This window comes from Gemmatimonadaceae bacterium (assembly GCA_020851035.1).
Taxonomy (GTDB): Bacteria; Gemmatimonadota; Gemmatimonadetes; order Gemmatimonadales; family Gemmatimonadaceae; genus JACMLX01.
Genome location: JADZDM010000021.1, coordinates 36882 through 61318 on the forward strand (window position 1 = coordinate 36882; position 24437 = coordinate 61318).

The 24437-nt window shown below is 71.8% G+C and carries 22 protein-coding genes; 5 read left to right on the forward strand and 17 right to left on the reverse strand.

Annotated features, from left to right (window positions below; genetic code table 11):
- Positions 1-49: 49 nt before the first annotated feature.
- From IT355_13005 to IT355_13040, 8 genes are all read right to left on the reverse strand, one after another.
- Positions 50-610, reverse strand: coding sequence for a hypothetical protein (locus IT355_13005; protein ID MCC7054177.1), 561 nt, complete (start codon positions 608-610; stop codon positions 50-52).
- Entirely contained in the window at positions 607-1662 is a 1056-nt protein-coding gene (gene rsgA, locus IT355_13010) for a ribosome small subunit-dependent GTPase A (GenBank protein ID MCC7054178.1), read from the reverse strand. The genes IT355_13005 and rsgA overlap by 4 nt, the downstream gene beginning before the upstream one ends.
- Entirely contained in the window at positions 1659-2066 is a 408-nt protein-coding gene (locus tag IT355_13015; GenBank protein MCC7054179.1) for a hypothetical protein, read from the reverse strand. The genes rsgA and IT355_13015 overlap by 4 nt, the downstream gene beginning before the upstream one ends.
- A 7-nt stretch (positions 2067-2073) precedes the next feature.
- Positions 2074-3015: a proline dehydrogenase family protein gene (locus tag IT355_13020; protein MCC7054180.1), complete on the reverse strand. Its 942-nt coding sequence runs from the start codon at positions 3013-3015 to the stop codon at positions 2074-2076.
- Between the two features lie 91 nt (positions 3016-3106).
- Positions 3107-4873 (reverse strand): hypothetical protein, encoded by a 1767-nt coding sequence (locus IT355_13025; GenBank protein MCC7054181.1) that lies wholly within the window; start codon positions 4871-4873, stop codon positions 3107-3109.
- Positions 4873-7143, reverse strand: coding sequence for a S9 family peptidase (locus tag IT355_13030; GenBank protein ID MCC7054182.1), 2271 nt, complete (start codon positions 7141-7143; stop codon positions 4873-4875). Before IT355_13030 ends, IT355_13025 begins: the two co-directional genes overlap by 1 nt.
- Positions 7140-7562 (reverse strand): hypothetical protein, encoded by a 423-nt coding sequence (locus IT355_13035; GenBank protein ID MCC7054183.1) that lies wholly within the window; start codon positions 7560-7562, stop codon positions 7140-7142. Before IT355_13035 ends, IT355_13030 begins: the two co-directional genes overlap by 4 nt.
- Positions 7562-8740, reverse strand: coding sequence for a beta-lactamase family protein (locus IT355_13040; protein ID MCC7054184.1), 1179 nt, complete (start codon positions 8738-8740; stop codon positions 7562-7564). The genes IT355_13035 and IT355_13040 overlap by 1 nt, the downstream gene beginning before the upstream one ends.
- Positions 8741-8869: 129 nt before the next feature.
- Here IT355_13040 and IT355_13045 point away from each other — a divergent pair, with 129 nt between their 5' ends.
- The gene (locus tag IT355_13045) at positions 8870-11665 is read left to right on the forward strand and encodes a CHAT domain-containing protein (protein MCC7054185.1); all 2796 of its coding nucleotides are present in this window, start codon (positions 8870-8872) and stop codon (positions 11663-11665) included.
- A gap of 278 nt (positions 11666-11943) precedes the next feature.
- Here IT355_13045 and IT355_13050 read toward each other — a convergent pair whose 3' ends face one another.
- Genes IT355_13050 through fadI form a run of 4 tightly spaced genes read right to left on the reverse strand, consistent with a single transcriptional unit; the run spans position 11944 to position 16733 of the window.
- The gene (locus IT355_13050; GenBank protein MCC7054186.1) at positions 11944-12672 is read right to left on the reverse strand and encodes a hypothetical protein; all 729 of its coding nucleotides are present in this window, start codon (positions 12670-12672) and stop codon (positions 11944-11946) included.
- Positions 12669-13223, reverse strand: a complete 555-nt coding sequence (locus IT355_13055) for a sigma-70 family RNA polymerase sigma factor (protein MCC7054187.1) — start codon at positions 13221-13223, stop codon at positions 12669-12671. Before IT355_13055 ends, IT355_13050 begins: the two co-directional genes overlap by 4 nt.
- Positions 13224-13255: 32 nt before the next feature.
- Entirely contained in the window at positions 13256-15421 is a 2166-nt protein-coding gene (gene fadJ / locus IT355_13060; protein MCC7054188.1) for a fatty acid oxidation complex subunit alpha FadJ, read from the reverse strand.
- 16 nt (positions 15422-15437) lie between these two features.
- Positions 15438-16733, reverse strand: coding sequence for an acetyl-CoA C-acyltransferase FadI (gene fadI / locus IT355_13065; protein ID MCC7054189.1), 1296 nt, complete (start codon positions 16731-16733; stop codon positions 15438-15440).
- Positions 16734-16852: 119 nt separating this feature from the next.
- On the opposite strand from fadI, the gene IT355_13070 reads away from it, so the two are divergent.
- Complete coding sequence (locus tag IT355_13070; protein ID MCC7054190.1) at positions 16853-18487, forward strand: glycerol-3-phosphate dehydrogenase/oxidase; 1635 nt, start codon at positions 16853-16855, stop codon at positions 18485-18487.
- Between the two features lie 15 nt (positions 18488-18502).
- Here the strand turns inward: IT355_13070 and IT355_13075 are convergent, their stop codons facing one another.
- Positions 18503-18982, reverse strand: coding sequence for a GreA/GreB family elongation factor (locus IT355_13075; GenBank protein MCC7054191.1), 480 nt, complete (start codon positions 18980-18982; stop codon positions 18503-18505).
- 137 nt (positions 18983-19119) lie between these two features.
- On the opposite strand from IT355_13075, the gene IT355_13080 reads away from it, so the two are divergent.
- A complete protein-coding gene (locus IT355_13080; protein ID MCC7054192.1) occupies positions 19120-19917 on the forward strand; it encodes an MBL fold metallo-hydrolase in 798 nt (265 codons plus the stop codon).
- A gap of 36 nt (positions 19918-19953) precedes the next feature.
- Here the strand turns inward: IT355_13080 and IT355_13085 are convergent, their stop codons facing one another.
- Entirely contained in the window at positions 19954-20451 is a 498-nt protein-coding gene (locus IT355_13085; GenBank protein MCC7054193.1) for a cytochrome c, read from the reverse strand.
- Positions 20452-20540: 89 nt separating this feature from the next.
- A complete protein-coding gene (locus tag IT355_13090) occupies positions 20541-21059 on the reverse strand; it encodes a cytochrome c-type biogenesis protein CcmH (protein ID MCC7054194.1) in 519 nt (172 codons plus the stop codon).
- Between the two features lie 85 nt (positions 21060-21144).
- Here IT355_13090 and IT355_13095 point away from each other — a divergent pair, with 85 nt between their 5' ends.
- Both IT355_13095 and IT355_13100 read left to right on the forward strand, forming a co-directional pair.
- On the forward strand, positions 21145-21639 hold the full coding sequence (locus IT355_13095; GenBank protein MCC7054195.1) for a hypothetical protein: 495 nt from the start codon (positions 21145-21147) through the stop codon (positions 21637-21639).
- 389 nt (positions 21640-22028) lie between these two features.
- Positions 22029-22334, forward strand: a complete 306-nt coding sequence (locus tag IT355_13100) for a copper chaperone PCu(A)C (protein ID MCC7054196.1) — start codon at positions 22029-22031, stop codon at positions 22332-22334.
- Positions 22335-22416: 82 nt separating this feature from the next.
- On the opposite strand, the gene IT355_13105 is transcribed toward IT355_13100, so the two are convergent.
- Both IT355_13105 and IT355_13110 read right to left on the reverse strand, forming a co-directional pair.
- On the reverse strand, positions 22417-22938 hold the full coding sequence (locus IT355_13105; GenBank protein ID MCC7054197.1) for a cytochrome c: 522 nt from the start codon (positions 22936-22938) through the stop codon (positions 22417-22419).
- Positions 22939-23045: 107 nt separating this feature from the next.
- Positions 23046-24248: a PLP-dependent transferase gene (locus IT355_13110; protein ID MCC7054198.1), complete on the reverse strand. Its 1203-nt coding sequence runs from the start codon at positions 24246-24248 to the stop codon at positions 23046-23048.
- Positions 24249-24437 lie beyond the last annotated feature (189 nt).

Here is a 24437-nt window from a genome sequence, read left to right on the forward strand (position 1 = left end):
CCGGGCGCCCCATCCGGCTTTGTGCCATCCGAACTTCGAATACACGCCATTAGCGGCCGCGCATGACCGGCAGCCATCGCCCGATCACGTCGGGACCGGGATAGCCCGGCACCGTCTCGACGATGCGGCCGGTGCTGTCGGTGCGCGCGAAGACGGGCGTGCCGGGAATGTTGAAGGTGAGCAGGACCTGGTCGCCCTCACCATCCGGGCCGGCGCTGAAGGCCCCGCGCACGCCCATCTCGGCGAGCATCGCGCGACCGGCAGCGGCCCCTTCCAGGGTCACGACGCGCAGCATCGGAACCGGGTCACTCCCCTGCAGCGACGCGATGTCGCGCAGTGCGAGGCGGCAGAACGAGCAGGTCTTCGAGTTCACCATCAGGATGGCCGGCCGGCCCGCCGGTGCGAGCGGCAGGCGCAGGTTGGCGCTGTCGCGCACGACGATGCCGGTGACGGCCGCGCGGGCCTGTCCGACCGCCGGATCGTCGGTGCGCAACGTCGGATCGGGGCTGCGCTCGATCGTGAGGCGGCCGATGAGCGCGAGTGCGAGTGCGCCGGCGATGACCCAGGCCACCATCTCCCGCCGTTCGATGCCGCCGCTGCCGCCGCTCATGCCTTCTCCCAGCTGGCCGCCTCGCCTGCCAGTTCATCGAGCAGGCGCACGTACGTGTCGTACCGCGTGGCGGAGATCACGTCGCGGGCACGGGCCTCGCGCACGGCACACCCGGGTTCGACGACATGCACACAATCCGCGAACCGGCACTCACCGAGGAACGGCCGGAACTCGGGGAAGTATCCGTCGAGGTGTTCGGCCGTGAGCCCCCACATGCCGATCTCGCGGAGGCCGGGCGTGTCGACGACGTAGCCGCCGCCGGGCAGCGGGTGGAGCAACGCACCGACGGTGGTGTGCCGGCCCTTGTTCACGCTCTGCGAGATCTCGCCGACACGCAGGTCGAGGCCCGCGAACATGGCGTTCATCAGGCTGCTCTTCCCGACGCCACTCGGCCCGCTGAGCACCGTGGTGCGGTCCTCGAGCACGCCGCGCAGCGCGTCGAGCCCGCGGCCGGTGGTGGTGCTGGTGACGTGCACCGGGTAGCCCGCGCGTTCGTAGTCGGCGAAGCGCAGGCGCACGCTTTCCGGCGAGACGAGGTCCGACTTGTTGATCACCACGCGGGCGGCGATGTCGTTGGCTTCCGCGATGATGAGGAAGCGGTCGATCATGCGCGGGTGCGGTTCCGGGTTCGCGGCGGCGAAGACGAGCAGCACCTGGTCGACGTTGGCGGCGACGATGCGCTCGCCGTGGGCGCCGCCGGGCGCGCGGCGTGCGAGTTGCGACCGACGCGGCTGGATGGCCGCGATGGTCCAGCTCCCGCCGTCACCGTCCTGCTCCAGCTGCACCTCGTCGCCCACGGCGAGCTTGAGCGCGGGCGCGTCGAGGTCGTCGGTGCGCTCGGTGGCGCGGGACCGCACGCTGGCGCGGGCGCGGTTGCCGTCGCGGTCGGCGCGGGCCTGCTTGGCCTTCGCGTCATCGTGGCGCTTGAGCCGCCCGCGCAGTGCCGCATCAACCACCTCGCCGCCATCGGTGCGCTGCACGCGCCAGATGCCGCCGGTGCCACCGAGGACCCGCCCGAGCATGGGAGTGGGGAGCGTCCCGGGGTCAGTCATGCGCCGCCGGGGCTGACGTCGTCGTCGCGCATCACGTCGAACCACCGGCGCGCCGGCGCCGGTGCCGTCTCCGCGATGCGCTGCTCGAGGCAGGCGCGTGCGGCCTGCAGCGGGAAGGCACCGAGCGCATCGCACGCGGCCGCCTGCGAACCGGCGCGGGTGAGGTAGTCGGTCTCGAGGTGCCCGTCGACGCCCGACGCACCGATGCGGCGCCAGCGCAGGAACATCAGGTAGGCGGCCCACTGCGTGCCGGCGTCGTTCACCTGGTCCACGCAGAGCTCGACCGAGTAGGAGAAGCCGTCGCTGCCCTCGAAGGCGGCCGGGCGGCCGTGCACCAGCGCGTAGCCGCCGATGGTGCCGGCGTCACCCAGCGCGTGGTCGGCGGGCAGGTGCTGGCCGCTCACGCGGCACTCACGCGCCGCGGCGTCCGCCGACCCACTCGCGCACCACGTTGCCCGTCATGAAGGCCACGTTCGCCGGCCGTTCCGCCAGCCGGCGCATGAGGTACGGGTACCACTGCGTGCCGAACGGCACGTAGCAGCGCATGCGGTAGCCGTCGCGCACCAGCGCCTCCTGGAGGTCGCGCCGCACGCCGTAGAGCATCTGGAACTCGAAGCGGTCGCTGGCGATGCCCTTCTCGGTCGCGAAGCGCCGCGCCTCGGCGATGATCGCCTCGTCATGGGTGGCGATGCCGGGGTAGTTGCCGTGCTCGATCAGGTGGTGCATGGCCTTCACGTAGTTCCGGTCCACGTCGGCCTTGTCGGGGAATGCCACCTCGGCGGGCTCCTTGTAGGCACCCTTGCAGATGCGCACCCGGGCGCCGATCTCGACTGCACGCTGCACGTCCTTCTCGGTGCGGTACAGGTAGCTCTGGAGCACCACCCCGACGTTGGCGCGATAGTCGGGGTAGAAGTGCTGCTCGAACAGGTCGAGCGTCTTCTGCGTGTACGCGCTGGACTCCATGTCGAGGCGCACGAAGGTGCCGTACTGCTTCGCGCGGTCGAGGATCTCGCGGGTGACGCGGATGCAGAGCTCGTCACTGATGTCCATGCCCATCGCGGTGAGCTTCAGCGAGACGTTGGCGTCGAGCTTCTGCCGGTGGATCAGGTCCAGCAGGCCGAGGTACTCGCGCTGCGTGGCGTATGCCTCCTTCTCGTTCGTCGTGCTCTCGCCGAGGAGGTCGAGCGAGGCGCTGATGCCCTTGCCGTTCAGCACCCGCACCGCCTCGATGGCCGTCGTGACCGTCTCGCCGGCCACGAAGCGGGAGGCGAAGCTCTTCGCGACACCGTTGTGCCGGACGAAGTTGAAGATGCCCTGCTGGCCGGAGAGGTAGAGGAGCGCGTTGCGCAGCATCAGGATGGCGGGAGTCTGGTGGGCGCGCCGCGGCGGTTCGCCGGGGTGCAAGCCCCCGAATATAGCCGCGGGGTCGCGCCAGTCCCGCTGCTCAGCGCGGGCTCACTTGTGACACGAGCCGCATGACGGGGTGGAACTTGCCCATCAGCAGCCGCTCGTCGAAGAAGTTCCAGGTGGTGGCCCCGTCATTGGACTGCGGTTCCAGGAGCTGGGCCGCGACGAGCACCTGCCGCTGGGCCGCAGGCACCCACCGGAAGTCAGGGGATGGCAACATCCGGTTGCGGATCCAGCGGCCCTGCACGCGCACCTCGCGGTGTCCCTGGAACGCCCGCCCGACCTGCTGCACCGAGTCGAGCTGGAAGCGTTCCACGTCCATGCTGCGGATGCCGCTGACCCGAGGCAGCACCCTCACGCCGTGTCGCGCGAGGAGGGACAACACGGCGGTGTCAGCCGCCTCGACGAGCCAGCCGCCGGCGGGCACGCCCGTCGCATGCGTGACCTCGAAGCGGTCGTGCACGGCCATCCACTGCGGCACGATGCGGCCGCTGCGGCGGATCCCGACGGGCACCCCGGGCTCGGCGGCGAGGCTGTCGCGGTCGGGGAGCAGTTCCTCCACCAGCACGCTGTCACGGAAGGGGGTGGTGGTGAGGGCGGTCTCGAGCACCACACCGCGCGGCGGGCGTCCGGCGGCGAGCAGGCGGCGCGCGGCAGAGACGCGGGCGAGGATCGACGGATCGGCCCCGACGGTGCCGAGCAGCTCGCGCACGAAGGCGTAGGTGCTGGCGACGCGCACCGCGAAGGGGTCGTGTGAGTAGGCCTCGCTGAGGATCGAGATGCCGCCGGTGAGGCCGAAGTAGTTGGAGCCGAATCGCGGGCGCGAATCGTAGGTGAACCAACCTTCCTTCCGCGTGTCGAGCGAGACCTCGCGTGCGAAGGAGCTGCTGAAGTTGCCGTACGGATACGTCTTCACGCCGCGCGGCCAGAGGCGGCGGCGGACGCCGGCGAGGAGCGTGTCGCTGGTGAACCGCGCCAGCGGTGCGCCCGGATGGAGCGAGGGCGAGAAAGTGAGGTTGTAGCCGTGGTAGCTGCCGTTGGTGGTGTGCAGGTCGACGAAGACGTCGATGCCGCCGCCGGAGAGCATCGGCAGGAGCGCCCGTGTCTCGGGGGCCTCGGACTTGATGTAGTCGCGGTTCAGGTCCAGCCCGTCGCCGTTGGCGCGCTCACCGATGATGGCGGGGCCGAGCTGTGCGCCGCGGTTCCGCGCCTGCGGGCCGAGGGCCTCGTTGCCATCGGCGTTGTACATCGGCACCACCACCAGCGTGACACTGTCGAGCAGGTTCGCACGCGGGTCGGTGACGACGGTGCGCAGCAGTGCGAGCACGGCCTCCTTCCCCTCCACCTCGCCGGCGTGGATGTTCGCCTGCAGCAGCACGACCGGCCGGCGTCGCGAGGCGTACATGAGCTCATCGCAGCTGAGCATCGTGCGGGCGAGGCGCGCGCAGGCCGTAACGGCCATCAGCGGCCGCCCGCGCGGCGAGGCGCCCAGCCGCGTGATGCGCATCAGCCGGTTCGGCGCGGCCTTCGCGCGCACGGTGTCGAGGAAGGCCATCGCCTCCTCGTACGGCGTGGTCTCGCAGAAGCCGGTGCGCTCGGCGCGCGTGGCCGGTGACGGCATCGGCGAGGGCATCGCCGGCGTGCAGCGCCAGGCGGGGGCGCGGCGCGGGGCGGTGCGCACGGCCTCGCCCGCGATCCGCTGGCGCTCCGCGAGGTCGGTGCGCGCCGGCGACGGCGGGGTGGCGCAGGCCGGCAATGACAGCGCGCAGGTGATGCCGAGGGTCGCGGCGCAGACGGGGCGCATCAGAGATTCTCGCGAATGAAGCGCGTGAGCGACTCGTAGAGGTGCACCGAGGTGTTCCCGCCACTGAGGGAGTGGGTGCGATTGGGGTAGAACAGCTGCTGCATCGGGCGGTTGGCGCGGACCATGCGTTCGATGAGCTGCACGGAGTTCTGCGGATGGACGTTGTCGTCGCCGGTGCCGTGCACCAGCAGGAACCGTGCGCGCATGCCGGCCACCGCGAGCTGCGGCGACGTCTCCTGGTAGCCGGCGGCGTTCTGCTGCGGCGTCCACATGAACCGCTCGGTGTAGATCGTGTCGTAGAGGCGCCAGTCGGTCACGGGCGCGACGGCGATGACCGCCCGGAAGAGCTCCCCGCCCTTCGCGGCCACCATCGACGCGAGGTAGCCGCCGAAGCTCCAGCCCCAGAAGCCGATCCGCCCGGCGTCCACCCATGGCTGTCGGCCCAGCCAGCGGGCGGCGTCGAGCTGGTCCTGCGTCTCCAGCAGGCCCAGTCGCAGCTGTGTGGCCTTCCGGAAGTCGCGGCCGCGGAAGGCAGCCCCGCGGTTGTCCACCACGACCACGACGTACCCCTGCTGCGCGAGCGAGACGTGCCACAGGTACCGGCTGCCGCCCCACTGGTCGATCACCTGCGGCGCGGCGGGGCCACCGTAGGCGTGCATCAGCACGGGATACCGGCGCGTGCTGTCGAACCCCGGCGGCAGGATGCGATAGGCGTCGAGGGCGGTGCCGTCGGGCATCGGCACGCGGAAGAGCTGCGGCGGCTGGATGTCCTGCGCCACCAGCCGCGCGCGCACGGCCGCGTTGTCGGTGAGCTCGCGCACCTTCACCATGCGCGGCAGCGAGTGGAGCGACACCACCGGGGGCACGCCGAGGCGGGACCAGGCCTCGAAGACGAAGGTCGCGGTGGGACTCACGAGCAGCGCGTGCGCCCCGTCGCCCTGCGTGAGCCGCGTGGCGCGGCGGCCGTCGAGCGACACGCGCAGCAGCTGCTGCTGCGTCGGGGTGGGGGCCGCCACCTGCACGTACGCCGCGCCCGCCTTCAGGTCCACCGCGAGCAGGTCGAGCACGTCCATGCTGTCCGGCGTGATGCGGCCCACCAGGGTCCCGTCACGCCGGTAGAGGTAATACTGCTGCCATCCGCTGCGGTCGCTGCGCAGCAGGAAGCGGCGGTGGTCGGCGAGCCAGGTGACGGCCTCGCCCTCGCTGTTCACGTAGGCCGTGTCGCGCTCGGTGACGACGGTGCGCCCGGCGCCGGAGGTGGCGCTGAGCAGCAGCAGGTCGAGCTGCACCTGGTGGCGCGGCACCCGTTGCACCGAGATCGAGTCGGCGTCGACCCATTCCATGCGCGTGATGTACTGGCCGGTGTCGGGCCCCACGTCGAGCGGATGCCGGTTGCTGCCATCGGCGCCGATGACGTGGATGGTCACGCGGGAGTTGGCGTCACCCGCCTTCGGGTAGCGGAGCACCGACACCCGCGGGTACGGCGCCATGTCATCCACGATCGGATAGGCCGGCACGGCCGACTGGTCGAAGCGCCAGAAGGCGAGGCGCCGGCTGTCGGGGCTCCACCGGAACGCGTCGCGCAGCCCGAGCTCCTCCTCGTACACCCAGTCGGTGGTGCCGTTGATGATGTCGTCGCTGCCATCGGTGGTGAGGCGCGTCTCGGTGCCGGTCTGCAGGTCCTTCACCCAGAGGTCGTTCGCCCGGCCGAAGGCCACCTTGCGGCCGTCGGGGGAGAACTTCGCGAACATCTGCAGGTTCGGGTCGGCGGCACCGCTGCCGAGACCGGGGGCCAGGAAGCCCGGTCCCTGTGCCTGGCGCAGCGGCGCAGCGGCGAGGGTGGCGACGAGTGGCGTGACGGTCTTCGTCGCGAAGTCCGCGACGTGGTACAGACCGCGCGTGTTGGTGCGCCACACGCGCACGGAGGAATGGAAGACCAGCGCCTTCGTCTCGTCGGCCGAGAGGGTCACGTCCTCGACGTCGATCGGGGTGCCGCTCGCATCCCGCAGCGTCCCGGCGGGCATCAGGACCGTCTCGGCCCCGCTGACGGCATCCACCCGGACCAGCATGGCGCCGCCGATGTCCGTCTTCACGCTGAGGTAGCTGCGCCCGTCCTTCATCCACTGCACGAACGGGAGGCCCTGCGCCGCGAACTCGCGACTGCGGAAGATCCGCTCGACAGTGAGCGGCGGCACCGGGGCCTGGGCGGGAAGTGCGCCGGCCAGCGGCGTGGCGAGTGCGGCGACGAGCGCGAGACGGCGACGGATCATGGCTGCGGCAGCGGTGGCATGCGGCGTCCCTCGCCCTCGAGCCGGAAGACGGCAACCGGTGAGCGCCAGGCGGTGGAGTCGCGGTCGCGGTACGCGGTCACGTACCAGCGGTAGTTCTGGGAGAGCGAGTACCGGAAGCCCTCGGGAATGGTGACCTGCGTGTCGCGGGTGACCGAGGTGAAGACCGGCACCTCGACGGAATCGGAGACGACGACCTCATAGCGCGACACACCGGGTGAGGCGTGCCAGGTGATGAGGCGCTCGTTCTCCTTCACGTACCCGATGGGTGCGACGAGCGCCACCGCGATGGGGTCATTGCCGCGCCGCACGGGCGGGGTCTCGCCCTCGGCAGCGGGACGGCAGGCACCCAGCAGGCCAAGCAGGACCGGAAGGGAGCGCGACAGGCGGAATCGGGGCATCAGCGCGGGCGTCGTGATCGTGGGGTGGACCGTGCCGGCCGCGGGCGGGCGGTCCGGTTCGGGCGTCGTGGGGTGTCGGCGAGGCGGCGTGGGGGGTCGGCAGCGATCCGGGGGACGCGGCCGAGGAGGATCTGGCCGGCGATGGCGTCCACGGGGCGCGCGGTGTTGCTGACGACCGTCGCCATGCGCTGGCGGGCGGGATCGATGGCGAGGTAGAGCGCGAAGCCCGGCACATCCAATGCATCGTGCCAGTAGATGTCGCGGCCGTCGAGGCGCAGCACGCGCCACCCGAGGGCCACCGGCAGGGTTGGATCCGCACCGAGACTCCGGGTTCGCATCATGAGCGCAAAGGTACTGGCCAGCGGTCCGTCGACCGTGTCGCTGGCGGCGACGGCAAGCTGGGCGAGCCGGCTCACCGAGGCATGCCACCGCCCTTCCGGGAGGGGACCGAGCGGCAGGGGCGTGCCGTCCCTGGCGTGACCGGAGGCATCCTCGCCCGCGCGCGAACCGCCGCTGCTGAACCGGATGCCGGCGAGCCCCAGCGGCTTGAGGATCCTGGCCTCGACGGCGGCGTCGAGCGGCATCCGGAGCTGCGTGGCGAGCGCGGCGCCGAGGAGGTCGATGCCGAGCTGCGAGTAGGCGTAGCGGGAGCCGATGTCACCGGCGAGCGTGACGCCGTTGACGGCATTGGCGAGCCGCTGCCGTACGGTGCCGCCGGTGGTGGGCGGCTGGTTGGGCAACCCGGCCCGATGCAGGGCGAGATCGCCGAGGGTGATGCTGCGGCCGTTCCTGATGGGGAGGCGGATGGGCTCCGGCAGGAGGGGCTGCGCCGGCTGGTCGAACGCGAGCTCACCGGCGGCCACCAGGTTGGCGAACAGGGCTGCCGTGAGGAGGGCACCGGCCTCACCGAGGGGCACCCGGATTCCGGGAGACATGAGCGTGCCGCCGGGGCCGCTGACACCCGCGGTGGCGAACCGGATGGAGTCGCCGTCACGCCAGGCGGCGGCGAGGCCGCGGAAGGTCCGATCCGCGGTGCGTTCGGCGAAGGCCGCGCGGACGGCAGCGGGCTCGGGCGCGCGGGATCCCTGCGCGGCCACGGACGCCGCCGGCAGGCAGAGCAGCCACGCCGTCGCTGTCCGGCCGATCCTGTGCAGGTGCCGGGGGGTCATGCCGTTCATGCCGAGGCGGTCCGGTCTGGGAGGAGGTGCATGAGATCGACGGTGCATCCTAGCGCGGCCGGCGTGGACGCGCAGCCCGGGACGGCGCGCGCCTCCGGAAGCGGGAGGCCGGCGTACATTCTTCGTCCAATGCAACGACTCCGAGCGCTGACCCTGGCCGCGATCGGCCTGGCCCTGCCACTGCAGGCCCAGCCGGGCAGTCCATACGACACACTGGCGCCGCGCGTGCTCTGGCGTCTTGCGGGGCGCGCGAAGGCGCAGGACAGCATGCCGTCCCGGATGGCGGAGTGGCGGACGTGGGCGGCCGCGCGTCCCGAGGCCGCGGCGCCGCGGTTGGGGCTGGCGATGCTGTCGCGCTTCGACTCGCGGTACGCCGATGCGATGGCCTGGCTGGACAGCGCCGCCCGAGTGGCCCGTGAACCACTCTGGCGTGCGGCGATCGCGCGGGAGCGGGTGGGAGCGATGCTGGTGCGTGGCGACTTCCGCGACGTGGAGCGCCTGATGGCGGTCGCGCTCGCCGACAGCGCGGGCATGCCGCGCGAGGAGTGGGCCGAGACGCGATTCGTCCAGCTGGCGCTGGAGCGCCGGGTGCACCAGCGCACCACGCTGGCCGGGATCGAGGCGGTGGCGGCGCTGGCGACGTCGCAGGATTCGGTGCTGCAGGCGCGCCTCTCCTGCCTGCGGGTGGTGGCCGATCCCGAGCGCCGGATGGCGCATGCGTCGGCGAGCTTCGCGCTCGCGGATGCGGTGGGGTTGCCGGCGCTGCGTGCGAATTGCGAGCTGGCGCTGGGCTCGCAGCTGATGGGGCAGGGCCTGGTGAACCAGGCGGTGACCTGGCTGGAGCGTGCACAGGCCACGGCGCGGGCGGCGCATGACGACCCGACGCTCGCAGCGGCGCTGCAGTGGCATGGGTATGCGCTGCGCACGGTGGGGATGATCCGGTCTTCGCGTGCGCAACTGACGGCCGCGATCCGTGTCGCGCAGCGGATCGACGACCGGAACATCGAGGCGTGGGCGCTGCTGAGCGTGGCCGGGGTGGCGCGCCAGACGGGGGACGCCGCCGCCGCGACGGCCGCGTTGCGTCGCGCACTGCGGCTGTTCGAGGCCAGCGGCGACCGGGTCGGATACGAGGAGGGGCTGCTGGAGCAGGCGCAGGCGATGCTGCTGGTGGGTGACCTGCAGAACGCCGAGCGGGTGGCGCAGCACAGTGCGCTGGTGAGCGACTCGCTGGGCTTGCCATCGATGCGGATCCGGTCGACCTACGCGCTGGCCGACATCGCGGTGCGCACCAACCGGACCGACGTGGCCCGCGACCTGCTCGACCGCATCGAGCCGGTGGTGCGGGAGCGGGGTGCGGCCTGGATGACGCAGCTCACGGAGTATCGCGGGCTGCTGGCGCTGCGCAACGGCCGCAGCGACGAGGCGATCCGCCTGCTGGCGGGGGTGCGCGACACCTATTCCCGCGCGTCGCAGCCGTTGTTCCGTCACAACGTGGATGGCGCACTGGCGCTGGCGTCGCTGCTGGCCGGCGACTCGGTGAGCGCGGCGCGCACGCTGGTGGAGGCGAACCGCGAGCTGGACGACATGCGGGACACGCTGGCCGAGGCTGGGCTGCGGAAGGTGCTGATGCCGCCGGACATGTGGGGGGGCACCAGCGGCAACGTGGACCGGGTGCTGGCCGCGTTCGTGCAATCGCCACGCTGGCTGCCGACGGTGTTCGCGGTGGCGGAGCGTTCGCGCGCGCGTGCGCTGCTCAACGGCACGCTGGGCTCGGAGACGACGCGGGACACGGCAGTGCTGCGTGAGGCGCGCCGGCGCGTGCGGGCGAGCGCCACGGTGCTGGCCGACGTGCAACGGGCGCTCAAGCCGCACACGGCGCTGCTGGTGTACGCCGGTGGCTCCGACATCGCGCGCACCTCGCTGATGGTGATCACGTCGACGCAGGCGCGGGGGGTGACGCTGGCGCCGCTCGATTCACTGGATCGCGACATCGTGCGATGGCTCGCCCTGCTCGAGAGTGGTGAGACGGGCGCGGGCGCCGGCCGGCGCGTGGCGACGGCGGTGCTGGGGGACGCGCTGCGCAGCCTGCCGGCGGGGATCCGCCACCTGGTGGTGGTGCCGCAGGGGGCGCTGTACCGGGTGCCGTTCCAGGCGCTGCCGATGACGGCGCGCGGGGTGCTGGGCGACCGGATGGTGGTGACGATCGCCCCCTCGGTGTCGCTGGCGCTGGCGTACGCGGCGGCGCCGCGTGCGGTGGATGCGCGAGTGCTCGCGCTGGGCGCCGGCGACACCGAGGTGGCGAGCGAGACGCCGCAGTCGATGGAGCTGAGCGTGGAACGCAGTGAGCGCGGCAACCCGCTGGCGCCGCTGCTGGCCGCCGCCGACGAGGCGCGCGCCGCGGCGGCGTGGGGGCGCGGCTCGCTGGCGCTGACGGGCGGTGACGCGTCGGAGTCGGCGCTCAAGCGTGCGGCGCGCAGCTCCTACACGGTGCTGCACACCGCCGCGCACGCGCTCACGAGCGACCAGGCACTGGGTGCGAACTGGCTGATCCTGCGCCCGGACTCGCTGGAGGACGGCTACGTCTCGGGCGGGGAGCTGGCGGAGCTGAGCTCGGGGGCGTCGATGGTGGTGCTGTCGGGGTGCCGGACGACGGGCGACTTCGGCTCGCGCGGCGACGCGATCGACGGGCTGGTCGCACCGCTGCTCGCCCGCGGTGTGCGCACGGTGGTGGCGAGCCACTGGGCGGTGAGCGATCGCTGGACGCGGGTGCTGATGGAGCGGTTCTACCGGAACCTGGCCGAGGGGCGCCCGGCGGCGGATGCGATGAACGCGGCCCAGACGTCCCTCCGTCGCGCGGGCGTCCCGGCGCGCTTCTGGGCGGCGTTCAGCGTGATCGGTGACGGGGCGCTCACGTTCACGCGCTGACGGCCTGCCGGGACAACGGCAACTGCTTTAACGCAAAGACGCAAAGCGGCCTGCGGCCGCCGCAAAGGAACAGCAACGGCAGGTCTGCGCAGCACGCTGACTTCCATGTGCGGGCGAGCATCGCGAGGGTTGAGGGAACTGCAACAACCACGGCTGTTCCTCTCAACTCTTCGGACTGTCGTGCGTGCGAAGCCTGCGACGCGCATCGATCCCTTTGCGTCCTCTCACTCCCCTTTGCGTCTCTGCGGCTGAGCGGTTCGCAGTTGACAGTCTGAGCGTCAGCGGACGGTGAAGGACTCGACGCGGGAGCGGATCTCGGAGCGGTCGGTGCCGCGGGCGCGGACGAACCAGCGATAGGTGCCGCGCTTGAGGGTGGCGGCGGGGATCACGAGGCGGGTGGTGTGCGTGTCGCCGGTGAACACCGGGGCGTCGGAGGCATCGAGGACCTCGACGGTGTAGCGGTCGTCGGTGCGCAGCATCTTCCACGACAGCGTGATGGGCGCGGTGGCCGGCATCGGCGGCACGGCGAGCAGTTCCACGGCCGAGCCGGCGGAGCGGATCGCCTGGGCCGCCGTCTCCTGCTCCGGCAGGGTGTACACGTACCAGCTCGTGCCGGCGACGAGGATGAGCGAGGCGGCGAGGAGGATGGGCTTGAGTCCCGCCATCGCCCCCCGACCGCGAGGGGCCGCGGCGGCGAAGGCGCGCGATGCCGCGGGCTCGGCCTCCCGGCGGGTGAAATAGGCGTGGGGGGTGCCGGCCGTGCTGGCGCGTGCGGCCACGACATGGGCCAGCTCGCGGGCACCGGCCGGCGTGGCCAGGAGCTGCTCGATGACGGCCAGGCGTGCCTCGTCGGCAGCCTCGGGATCGGCGAGCACATCCAGCGACTCCGGCAGCCCCATCGAGGACGAGGCGCGCTCCGCGTCACGGGCCCAGCCGAACGCGTCGCGCAGCGCCGCGGGCATGGGCCCCGGATCACGGGGAAGCTGCAGGTCCTCAGGATTCGTCATGCGTCACTCCCCCATTCGATCCCACGTGCCACCAGGTACTCGCGCAAGTCGGACAGCCCACGGTAGAGCAGGTTACGGGTCTTGGCTTCGGTCCAGCCCAGCAGCACCTCGATTTCGTCGCGACGATACCCGTCGAGGTGCAGCTTCACCACTGCGCGCCGGGCCAGGCCAAGGGACTCCACACCCGACCGGACCACGGCCCCGAGCGACGCCGCCTCGACGTCGGCGTCGGGACCCGGCCCGGGAGCGGGCAGCGGGAGATCCTCGACCGGGTCGTGCGTCGCGGCGCGGCGGCGACGGCGCAGGAGATCCAGGACTGCCGTCGTGACCACGCGTTGGAGATAGGACGCCGAAAGGCGCGAGATGTTCTCAGTCGACCCGCAGACCCGCCAGAGCCGGATCCGGACCTCCTGCTCGGCCTCCCCGATGTCACTTGGTGGCAGCCGGTACCGTGCGCCGGTGGCACGGATCGAGCCGGCGAACCGCCGGACGATGTCGTCCAGCAGCGCCGACAGCTCGCGATCATCGGGCGGGGCAGGCGGGGCGAGCACGGCCTCGCCCCCGTGGACTTCGGGCTGGTCAGTCAGACTGGCTTCCCCGTCTCGGGATAGAAGCGATCACCGCGCTCAGCCATGGCGCGCAGGCGTGCGGCCGCCTGGTACCGTCCGGGGAACAATCGCTCCAGACCATCGAGGGTGGCAACCACCCGGGCGGCCCCGAGGCGGTCGACGTAGCGGAACGGCCCGCCGCGGAAGGGCGGGAAGCCGATCCCGAAGACCGCGCCGATGTCGCCGTCGCGTGCCGAGCGCAGGATGCCATCCTCGAGGCAGAGCACGGCCTCGTTGAGCATCGCGTAGACGCAGCGCTGCACGATGTCCTCGGCGGGCACCACGGTGCGCTTCTGGCCGGTCGGCAGCAGCTCGTACACCGAGCCGTCCACGCCACCCTTCTTGCCGGCATCATCGTACGCATAGAACCCGCGACGGCCCTTGCGACCCAGCCGGCCCGCCTTGATCACGCGCTGGATCGACTCGTTCGGTGCCATCCGGCCACCAAAGGCCTCGGCCACGATCGCGCCGGCCTTTGTCGCCACGTCGAGCCCGACCTCGTCCACCAGCGTCACCGGGCCGACGGGGAAGCCGAACTTCACCAGCGCGTCATCGATCGCGTCGATCGCCACCCCCTCGTCCAGCAGCAGGCCGGCCGCATTCACGTACGGCGCGAGCACGCGGTTGGCGTAGAACCCCGGGCCGTCGCGCACCACGATCACCGTCTTGCCGAGCTTCCGGCCGTACGCCACCGCGCTCACCACCACCTGCGGATCGTTGCCGTCGTGGGTGATGACCTCCAGCAGCGGCATCTTGTGCACGGGCGAGAAAAAGTGCATGCCGAGCACGCGCTCGGGGCGCGCGCTGGCCACCGCGATGCGGCTGATCGGGATGGTGCTGGTGTTGCTGGCGATGATGGTGCGCGCCGGCACCACGTGCTCGAGCTCGCGCAGCACCTGCTGCTTCACCTGCAGGTCCTCGAACACGGCCTCGATCACGAGGTCCACGTTGCCGAAGCCGGTGTAGTCGGTGGTGCCGCTGACGGCGAGCACGAGGTCGTCGAACTGGGTGCGCGTGATCTGCTTCTTCACCAGCTTCTCGCGGAGCACCTCGCGCACGGCGGCCAGGCCCTTCGCCACGCGGGTGGTGTCGGCATCCTTCATCCGCACGATGGTGCCCGCCGGGCTGGCGACGCTGGCGATGCCTGCCCCCATGAAGCCGGCACCGAGGATGCCCAGCCTGCCGATGGGCAGCGCCGCCGGCAGCGGCGTCACGTCCACGCCCATGTCGCGCTTGAGCGCGGTGGTGGCGAAGAAGAGGAACACCAGCTCCTGCGACTCCGGCGTCATGGCGAGCTCGCCGAAGAGCCGCGCCTCGGTCTGGTAGCCGTCACCGTCGCTGCTGTAGCCCGCGGCGACGGCATCGAGGGCCGCCAGCGGCGCGGGATAGAGCCCCTTCGTCTTCTCCAGCACGCCTTCCTTCGCCTTGCGGAAGACGATCGCGCGGCCGATGGGGTTCTCGTCGAGCAGCATCTCGCCGGCGCCCTTCGGCTTCGCCTCGCGCCGGCGGGTGCCGGCCGCGAGCTCGGTGGCGCGCTGCAGTGCCACGCGCCGCAGGATGCTGGGATGCACCATCTCATCGACGAGGCCGAGCTGCAGCGCCTTCTTCGCGCGTACGGTCTTGCCGGTGAGGATCATGTCGAGCGCCGCCTGCAGCCCGATGAGCGCCGGGAGGCGCTGGGTGCCTCCGGCGCCGGGGATCAGGCCCAGTTGCACCTCGGGCAGCGAGAGCGAGGTCTTCGGGCTGTCGGAGGCGATGCGCCAGTGGCAGGCCAGCGCGAGCTCGGTGCCGCCGCCGAGGCAGCTGCCATGGATGGCGCAGACGACGGGCTTCCCGTCGGCGAGGCGCTGGAAGTCGGCATGACCGGCGCGGCAGGCCGCCTCGGCATCGGCCGCGGTGCGGAATCCGAGGAACGCCTCGATGTCGGCGCCGGCGATGAAGTTGTCGCGCTTGCCGCTGAGCACGACGGCCGCGCGGATGGCAGGGTCCCGTTGCACCCGCTCGAAGAGCCCGCGCAGCTCGTCCTGGGCGGCGGCAGTGAAGGTGTTCACCGGCACCGACGGGTCGTCGAAGGTGACCACGGCGATGCCCTGCTCCACCTCGAAGGTGAAGGCGGACGGCGTGTTGGCGGGTGCGGTCATGGCGGTGAGGAGGACATCAGGCGCGTTCGATGATCATCGCGAAACCCAGGCCGCCCGCGGCGCAGACGGTGAGCATGCCGAACTGCCCGCCACGCCGCGCGAGTTCGTTGGCGAGCGTGGTGGTCACGCGGGCACCGGTGGCCCCGAACGGGTGCCCGATGGCAAGCGAGCCGCCCATCACGTTCAGCTTGGCCCGGTCGACCTCCCCGAGCGGCTGTGACAGGCCGGCGCGGGCCGCCCACTCCGGGCTCTCGAAGCCGCGCAGGTTGCTGAGCACCTGGGCGGCGAAGGCCTCGTGCATTTCGATCAGGTCGAGGTCGCGCAGCGTGAGGCCGGCGCGCTGCAGGGCGCGCGGCGCAGCGATGACGGGCGCCTGGAGGAGCTGCGCACCCGGATCGACGGCGGCGCTGGCGTACGAGCGGATGTAGGCCAGCGGCGTGTAGCCGAGCGCGGCGGCCTTCTCCTCGCTCATCAGCAGCACGGCACCGGCGCCGTCGGTGAGCGGCGAGGCGTTGCCGGCGGTGACGGTGCCGTACCGCTTGTCGAAGACCGGCTTGAGCGCGGCGAGCTGCTCGAGGGTGCCATCCTCGCGCACGCCGTTGTCGGTGGTGGCGATCTTCTCGTAGCGCGGCGGCACGTAGACCGGGAACATCTCCTGCGCCAGCCGCCCGTCACGCAGGCCGGCGGCGGCCAGCCGGTGCGAGCGGAGCGCGAACTCGTCCTGCTCCTGGCGCGAGATGTCGTTGAGCTTGGCCATCTTCTCGGCGCTCTGCCCCATCGTCTCGCCGGTGGACGGCTCGGCGATGGCGGGGGCCACGGGCACGAGGTCCTTCGGGCGGACGCGCGAGAAGGCGCTGAGCTTCTGGCTGAGGTTCTTCGCCTTGTTGGCGGACATCAGCACGTCGGAGAAGCCGGCCGAGTGCAGGATCGGCACGTTCGACAGCGACTCCGCGCCGCCGGCGATGACGCAGTCCATGTGGCCGAGGGCGATCTGGTCGGCGGCATCGGCGATGGCCTGGTTGGCGCTGGCGCAGGCGCGGCTCACCGACCAGGCGTCCACCGCCTTGGGCAGGAGCGGGATCAGCGAGACTTCGCGGGCGATGTTCGGCGCCTGCACGTTCTGGACGACCGTCCCGAAGACGACCGCGTCCACGTCGCTGCCGTTGAGGTTCGTCCGCTGCAGGAGCTCGGCGACACAGAGTCGGCCCAGCTCGATCGCGGAGAGCGACTTGTACAGGGTGCCCGCCTTGGCGAACGGGGTACGAACCCCGGTGACGATGGCCACGCGGCGCAGCGATCCGATCGATGTCATTCCCATAACTTAGCCGTCGGTGACTGGCCACTGCCACGCGCATCGCTCCCGGGCGCCGCGCCACCTTCCCGAACCGCATCGCCGTGTCACAGCCGTCTGCGCATCCGCCGGGCTCCCGCCTGCTGCCTGGCCTTGGCCAGCGGGGGGAGGCGTGGGCGCGCCTGCAGGGCGAGCCCTTCGACCTCCTGGTGGTGGGTGGCGGGATCACCGGTGCCGGTGTGGCGCGCGATGCGGCGCTGCGTGGCCTGCGCACGGCGCTGGTGGAGGCGGACGACTGGGCGAGCGGCACGTCGTCCCGTTCGTCGAGACTGGTGCACGGCGGCGTGCGGTACCTGGAGCATGGGCACCTGCACCTGGTGTTCGAGGCGAGCCGCGAGCGGCGGACGCTGCTGGCGATCGCGCCGCACCTCGTGCGCCCGCTGCGGTTCGTGTGGCCGGTGTATCGCGGCGCTCGCATCCCGCGCTGGAAGCTGCGCGCCGGGCTGCTGGCGTACGACGCGCTCTCGCTGTTCCGGAACGTGGGCCCGCACCATGGCGCGTCCCGGCGCGAGATCCTGCGGCGCGAGCGCGGACTGCGGCCGGAGGGGCTGGTGGGTGGCGCGGAGTACTGGGATGCCGCCACCGACGACGTGCGGCTGACGCTCGCGAACGTGCTGGCGGCTGCGGAGGCGGGCGCCGTGGCGCTCAACCACGCCCGGGTGGGCGGGTTCCTGCACGACGGTGGTGGCCGCCTGCGTGGCGCGTGCATCACGGACGGGGTGACGGGCGCATCGACCGACGTCGTGGCGCGGGTGGTCGTGAATGCCACCGGCCCCTGGAGCGACGTCACGCGCCGGCTGGACGATGGCGTCGCGCACGAGTCGGTGCTGGGGAGCAAGGGAGTGCACATCGCCGTTGCCCGCGGCCTGGTTCCCGTCACCGATGCGCTCACGCTGCTGCACCCGTCGGATGGCCGTGTGTTCTTCATCCTGCCGTCGCCGGTGCACACGATCATCGGCACCACGGAGACGGCCGCCGAGTCGGGTCCGCACGAGGTGCGCGCCAGCCGGCGTGACGTGTCGTACCTGCTGGATGCGGCGAACCACTTCTTCCCGCAGGCGGCGCTCTCACCGGCCGACGTGATCAGCGCGTGGGCCGGCATCCGGCCGCTGGTGGCGCACGCCGACACGAGCGCGAACGACGCCTCGCGTGAGCACGAGATCGCCACGTCGGCCTCGGGGCTGGTCTCGATCACCGGCGGCAAGCTGACGACCTACCGGGCCATGGCCTCGGAGATCGTCGACGTGGTGGAGCGCGCGCTGGGTCGCGCCGCACCGACGCCGTCGATGACGGGCGAGGCGGCGCTCCCGGGAGCGGGTGACGAAGGACACGAGGCCGAGGTGCGAGCCGCGCGCGGGGTCATTCCGGAGTCCGAGACGGCGGACCAGCTCGTGCGCGCGTACGGCACTCGGTGGCGGCTGGTGTGGGGCCTGGTGGAGCGGGAGCCGCTGCTGGGCGACCGGCTGGACCCCGACCTGCCCTACATCCCGGCTGAGGTCCTGTGGGCCGCCGTGACGGAGGGGGCGTGGACGGTGGCCGACGTGCTGGTGCGACGGATGCCGATCGCATACGAGCGGCGCGATGCGGGCCGCGCGCTGGCGCCACAGGTGGCGGCGCTGCTGGGCCGCGTGCACGGGTGGGATGCGGCGACGGTGGATGCCGCGAGCGCGGCGTACGATGCAGAGGCGGCGCGGCTCTTCGCGATCGACGACTGAGCCGCGCAGCCGCGATCAGTCCATCAGCTCGAGCTGATGGAAGGTGAGCAGCTCGACGATCTTCAGCCGGCGGGTGCGGGCCGGGAGCTTGAGCAGCGCCATGTCGCCGATGGCCTTGTTCTGCAGTGCGAGCCCGATCGGCGACGACATGCTCACCTGCCCGTCGATCAGTTCCCCGCCGTCGCCGAACACCAGTTCGTACACCTCGCGCTCCTCGGAGACGAGATCCTCCACCGTGACGCGGCTGCCGAGTCCCACGCGATCGGTGGGGATCTGCGTGATGTCGATGTCGGAGAGCTTGGAGAGGCGCTGCACGAGCTGCCCGAGGCGCGCCTGCACGAAGCGCTGGCGCTCGAGGGCGGCCTTATACTCACTGTTCTCGCGCAGGTCGCCGTGATCCACCGCCTTCTTGATTTCCTGCGGGAGCGTGACGGTCAGCTCATGCCGCAGCTTGGCGACTTCGCTCGAGAGCTTTTCCTTGAGGGCTTCGATCATGGACCAACCGTTGCTGCACGGGGGAAACGACTTCGCCCGGCCATCGGGGCCGGGCGGAAACGGGAACCTACGGCGCGCGGATTCCGCGCACAATCAGCGCGCGGCCGGCGCCAGCCAGGGCCGGGCCAGGCCGGTCAGTGGTTGAGCAGATAGTGCATGCCGGGGTGACGGAGTGGAAGTTCTCCACCCGTCGCAGCCGCCTGATCGGATACACCGCGAGCGCGTTCCTCACCGCCGACGGGGTGCTGGTCGACACGGGAATCCCGGCAAGGCGCGCGGAACTGGAGGCACTGCTGGACCGGCACCCGGTGCGCGGCGTGATGGTCACGCACCACCACGAGGACCACGCCGGGAACGTGGAGGCGGTGGCGCGTCGCGGCCTTCCACTCTGGCTGCCCGCCGCCACGCGTCCGCTGGTGACCGCGGTGGCACCGATCCGGCTCTACCGGAGCCTCACCTGGACGCCGATGCCGCCGCTGGTGACACCCGAGGAGGCGTTCGTGCCCGACTCCCTGGTGCCGGTGGCAACGCCGGGGCACAGCGTCGATCACCACGCCTTCTGGGATGGAAGCACGCGCACCCTGTTCTCGGGTGACCTGTTCCTGGGCGTGAAGGTCCGCATCGCGCACCATGACGAGGACCCATGGACGCTGCTGGCCTCGCTCGAGCGCGCTGCCGCTCTGGAACCACTGCGGCTCTTCGACGCCCATCGCGGGCTGGTGCCCGATGCCGCGGCCGCGCTGCGCGCGAAGGCGGCGTGGACGCGTGACCTCATCACCCGCATCGCGCACCGGATCGACCGCGGCGACAGCGATGCCCGGATCCTGCGCGAGCAGCTCGGCGGCGAGTCGATGACCGGGCGAGCCAGCTTCGGCGAGTACTCGCGGCGCAACCTCGTGGCGGCGGTGCGGCGCCGGCCTCGCGACCAGCGCTGACGGACCGGCGAGGCCGGTTACGTCAGGCCGGTGCCGTCACCGGATGGCGCGCAGCTCGGCCGCGGTCCACGGGGTGGTGCGGGACGCGAACCGGGCGCGGGTGGCGCGGACCTGGGCGGCGGTGATGGGCGCCGCCCTGTTGCCCCACTGGCTGCGAGCATACGTGAGCGTGGCGGCCAGGTCCTCGTCGTTCAGGACGCCGCCCCACGGCATCATGGCGCTGTTGAACTTCGCGCCCTTGACGGTGATCTCGCCCTGCAGGCCATGCAGGACGATGGCGATCGGGATGTCGGGGCGTCCGTTCAGCCACTCCGAGCCGGCGAGCGGCGGGAAGGCTCCAGGCAGGCCCTGCCCTGTGGCCTGATGGCAGACGGCACAGACCTCGGCGTACTTGTTGACCGGCGGCAGCGGGGCGACGGCGTGCACGGCCGGCGCCTCGGCGGCGACGGCGGGACGATCGCTGAGGCCGAGGAGTGCCACGGCTCCGCAGAGGCCGGCGCCAAGGAGCAGGGAGCGAGTGACGGAAGCGGTCATGTGCGTGGCCGGAGAATGGACCAGTGAAACGGCGGCGGGGCGCAGTCTATCGGCGCGTGTCCCGTCCTGTCGATGGGGATACGGGGCGTTCAGCGCGAACGTTCCACCCGGTCGGCGATCCGCTGCAGTCGCTCGGCGTCGCCCGGCACTGCGGCGACGGCGGCCACCGCCGGTGCCGCCGGTGCCGCGGCAGGCCGCTGGCGCCGGATCCAGCGGGCGATCACGCCGCCGGCGAGCAGGATGAGAAGGAAGGGCACGAGCCACGCGACCGCGCCCATCCCGCGCAGGCGGGGCGCGGCGAGCACACCCTCGCCGTAGACCGCGACGAGTTCCGCGCGGAGGTCGGCCTCGGTGGCCCCCGCGGCGGCACGCGCGACGATCGCGCGGCGCAACGAGTCGGCCGAGGGGCTGGGGCAGTTGGAGAGCAGCAGGCCGGGGCAGTATGGGCTCATGACCGTCGCAATCACCTCGCTCGCCACGCGCGGCACCTCGCCGGCAGCGCCGGAGGGGCGTGACTGCGCGTGGGCCGCGGGTGCGCCGGCGCAACACACCGCGAACAGGACGACGAGACGGCGGCAGGCCGGACCGGTGCGGGTCGGGCGGTTCATCGGCACTCCATGGAAAAATCGAGGCTGCACCGTGCAGCGGGTGTTCGGGCAACTGACCGGGCGGAGGCGCGGGCCGCCTCACGCGGTGCGCCGCCGCGCGGCCGTCGATACGTTTCGTCACAGCATGCGACAGCGTTCACTCACGCAGCGGCTCGTCACCGCCCTGTTCGGCGTCTGGTTCTGCCTCCTGGTGGCGGAACCGCTGCCGCTGCATGTGTGCCCGATGCACGACGGGCTGCCGCCGAGTGCCACGGCAGGATACACCGCAGACCTGTCGGAGGATCGTTGTGCCCCCCCTGGCCAGGCGGCCATCACACATGCGCCCGACGCGCATGATGCGCCGGCCACGGACACACCGGCGGGGCACGCCGCGCATCAGTGCCTCTGTCTTGGCTGCTGCGCGGGCACCCCGGCAATCGCGTTGCCTGGGGCGCCCGTCGTCAATGTGCCGTGCGCACTTGCCGACGTGCAAGTGTTGCAGGTTGCAGCACGCAACGATACGCTGGTCGCAACACGCTTCGCGCATGTGCTGCCGTTCGCCAACGGGCCACCGCCCACGCGGCACCTCCGGCACGGCTGAGCAGGCACGACGTCCTGCACGCTGGCGGACCTGTGCGTCGAACACGCGTCGACCACCGTGCCGTGCCGGAAACGGGCGCAGAGCGCCGACGTGCGACAGTGCAGGCAGGCCTTGGCGCCGGGCTTTCCGCTCCGGGCCCCCGGACGCCACACGCCTGTGCTGTCGTGCCGCGCGTGAGCCGGACAGACTCCCTTTCCTTCCACTCCATCCCGGAGACCGGTGACAGCCGGTGCTCCAGCGGAGCCATGCCCTTGATGTCCATGCTTCGCGCCGCCCGCGCTCTCGGGTGCGGCGCCGCGGTGGCGTGTGCGGCCGGCTGCACACGCGCACCTGAACGCACGTCACCAGCCCTCGACGCCGCCTGGGTCCGACCCACCCCGGCCGGCGCCATGGCTGCGATCTATCTCACCATCCACAACCCGACGGACACCACGCTGGTGCTGACGGGCGTGAGCGTGGAGGGCGTCGCACACTCCACGTTCCACGAATCACGCGACTCGGCGGGCATGTCGCACATGGCCGACTTCGACTCGCTGCCGGTGCCATCACACGATTCCGTGGTCCTGGGCCCCCGTGGCCTGCACATCATGGCCCACGGCCTGCCGCGGGCGCTCACGATGCGTGACTCGGTGCGGGTGACCGTGCGCACGCGCAGCGGCGCATCCCTCACCGCGGTGGCAAAGGTGCGCGAGTAGCCCGCGTGCCGGTGCACGATGTGACACTGGCCGGCCGCGCGAGGTGCGCGGCCGGCCAGTGCCTGCATTCGTGCGACGGCGGTCAGCGAAGCGGTGCGAGCTCCGCCGGGGACCAGGCTGCGGTACGCGACGCGTACTTCGCGCGCACCGTCTTCACCTCCTCCTCCGTGACGGCCGGCGCGCTGTTACCCCAGGAGCTGCGCTCATGGGTCAGCACGGCGGCGATCTCGGCATCCGTCATCGCACCACCCCACGGCGCCATGGCGCCATTGTACTTCTTGCCCTTCACCTCGATCTCGCCCTGCATGCCGTGCAGGACGATCGCGATCGGCACCTCGGCCTTGCCATTGAGCCACTCCGAGCCGGCCAGCGGCGGGAAGTTGCCCTCGAGCCCTTCGCCGTTGGCCTGGTGGCAGGCCCCGCACACCTGCGTGTACTTCTCGGCGCCCGGGCTCGTGGCAGCCGCCGCGGCGCCTGCTGCCGTGTCGGCCGCGACGGCAACCGTCGTGGCCGTGGCGCTGTCGCCAGCCGCCTTCTTCTCACCGCCGCCGCATGCTGCCAACGCCAGCAACAACACCGGTCCTGTCCACGCAATGCTACGCATTCTAAACTCTCCGTGACTTGTGCTCCGAGCCTGTGATGTCGCCCGCCGGCCGTCGAACCGGCATCGGACACCCGAAATTTCCAGACATGCGCGGCGCGGCGCAACCGTCAGGCCGAGCGCGCCACGGCCTGCGCGATGTCGGCGATGATGTCGTCCACATGCTCCAGCCCGACAGAGATCCGGACCATCCCCGGCACGATCCCGACCTGCTGCCGCTCCTCCTCGCTCAGCCTGGAATGCGTGGTCGACGTGGGATGCGTGACGATGCTGCGCGCATCGCCCAGGTTCGGCGTGTGCGAGAGCAGCTCGACGGCGTCGAGGAAGCGGCGCGCGCGCTCCAGCCCGCCCTCGAGCTCCAGCACCACGATGCCCCCGCCGGCCGACATCTGCCGCCGGGCCAGCGCGTGGTCGGGGTGGCTCTTCAGGAACGGGTAGCGCACCCGGGAGACACCCGCGTGTCCCTCGAAGTGCGTGGCCACCGCCAGCGCACTGGCGCAGTGCCGCTCCATGCGGAGGGCGAGCGTCTCCAGGCTCTTCGACAGCACCCAGGCGTTGAAGGCCGACATCGCCGGGCCGGTGTGCCGGATGAAGAACCGCAGCTCGGCGATGAGCTCCGCCGTGCCGACCACCACGCCGCCGAGCACCCGTCCCTGCCCGTCCATGTACTTGGTGGCGGAGTGCACCACGAGGTGGGCGCCGTGGCGGATCGGCTGCTGCAGGACGGGGGTGGTGAAGCAGTTGTCGACCACGAACAGCAATCCCCGCTGGGCGCAGAGCTGGCCGAGCATCGCGAGGTCGATCAGCGCGAGGCCCGGATTGGAGGGGGTCTCGACGAACAGCATCATGGTGGCCGGCGTGCAGGCGGCTGCCCACTGCTCGGGGGTCGCATCGGCATCGACGTAGGTGGCCGTGATGCCCCAGCGCGGGAAGAGCTTGGTGAAGAGCTGGTGCGTGGAGCCGAACAGGGCCCGCGAGGCCACCACGTGATCGCCGCTGCGCAGGAAGGCCGCGAGGCTGCCGAAGACCGCCGCCATGCCGCTGGCGAACGCGATGCCGTCGGCCGCGCCCTCCAGCAGTGCCACCTTGCGGACGAACTCGTCGGTGTTCGGGTTGGAGTACCGGCTGTAGATGTTCCCCTGCTCCTCGTCGGCGAAGAGCGCCCGCGCCTGCTCGGCATCGTCGAACACGAAGCTCGACGTGAGGAAGAGCGGCACCGCGTGTTCGCGTTCGGGGCCGCGCGCGACCTGGGTGCGGATGGCGAGGGTCTCGGGATGGAGCGGGCGCGGCGCGGGATCGGGCTGGTCGGCCAATCTGACCTCAAACGGCGGGACGGTGTTCGGCGCATTCTGGCAGAGCCGAATCCTATCGCGACCTGGCCGGCTCGTCAGTGCAGGCGTGCCCGGCATCGTGCACCAACGGAATCGCGTGCTCCGGGGTACGGGATGGTGAGGGCGGACGGCGTCACGCCGTTGGCGCCCGGCCAGCCCCGCCATGTGCGG

Coding starts and splice junctions, on each gene's coding strand:
- IT355_13040 (MCC7054184.1), bottom strand. CDS start 8,740: ATGAACGGCATGACCCCCCGGCACCTGCACAGGATCGGCCGGACAGCG.
- IT355_13030 (MCC7054182.1), bottom strand. CDS start 7,143: ATGATCCGTCGCCGTCTCGCGCTCGTCGCCGCACTCGCCACGCCGCTG.
- IT355_13105 (MCC7054197.1), bottom strand. CDS start 22,938: ATGCGTAGCATTGCGTGGACAGGACCGGTGTTGTTGCTGGCGTTGGCA.
- IT355_13045 (MCC7054185.1), top strand. CDS start 8,870: ATGCAACGACTCCGAGCGCTGACCCTGGCCGCGATCGGCCTGGCCCTG.
- IT355_13025 (MCC7054181.1), bottom strand. CDS start 4,873: ATGCGCCCCGTCTGCGCCGCGACCCTCGGCATCACCTGCGCGCTGTCA.
- IT355_13090 (MCC7054194.1), bottom strand. CDS start 21,059: ATGAACCGCCCGACCCGCACCGGTCCGGCCTGCCGCCGTCTCGTCGTC.
- IT355_13075 (MCC7054191.1), bottom strand. CDS start 18,982: ATGATCGAAGCCCTCAAGGAAAAGCTCTCGAGCGAAGTCGCCAAGCTG.
- IT355_13100 (MCC7054196.1), top strand. CDS start 22,029: ATGGCTGCGATCTATCTCACCATCCACAACCCGACGGACACCACGCTG.
- rsgA (MCC7054178.1), bottom strand. CDS start 1,662: ATGACTGACCCCGGGACGCTCCCCACTCCCATGCTCGGGCGGGTCCTC.
- IT355_13005 (MCC7054177.1), bottom strand. CDS start 610: ATGAGCGGCGGCAGCGGCGGCATCGAACGGCGGGAGATGGTGGCCTGG.
- IT355_13035 (MCC7054183.1), bottom strand. CDS start 7,562: ATGCCCCGATTCCGCCTGTCGCGCTCCCTTCCGGTCCTGCTTGGCCTG.
- fadI (MCC7054189.1), bottom strand. CDS start 16,733: ATGACATCGATCGGATCGCTGCGCCGCGTGGCCATCGTCACCGGGGTT.
- fadJ (MCC7054188.1), bottom strand. CDS start 15,421: ATGACCGCACCCGCCAACACGCCGTCCGCCTTCACCTTCGAGGTGGAG.
- IT355_13020 (MCC7054180.1), bottom strand. CDS start 3,015: ATGCTGCGCAACGCGCTCCTCTACCTCTCCGGCCAGCAGGGCATCTTC.
- IT355_13050 (MCC7054186.1), bottom strand. CDS start 12,672: ATGACGAATCCTGAGGACCTGCAGCTTCCCCGTGATCCGGGGCCCATG.
- IT355_13085 (MCC7054193.1), bottom strand. CDS start 20,451: ATGACCGCTTCCGTCACTCGCTCCCTGCTCCTTGGCGCCGGCCTCTGC.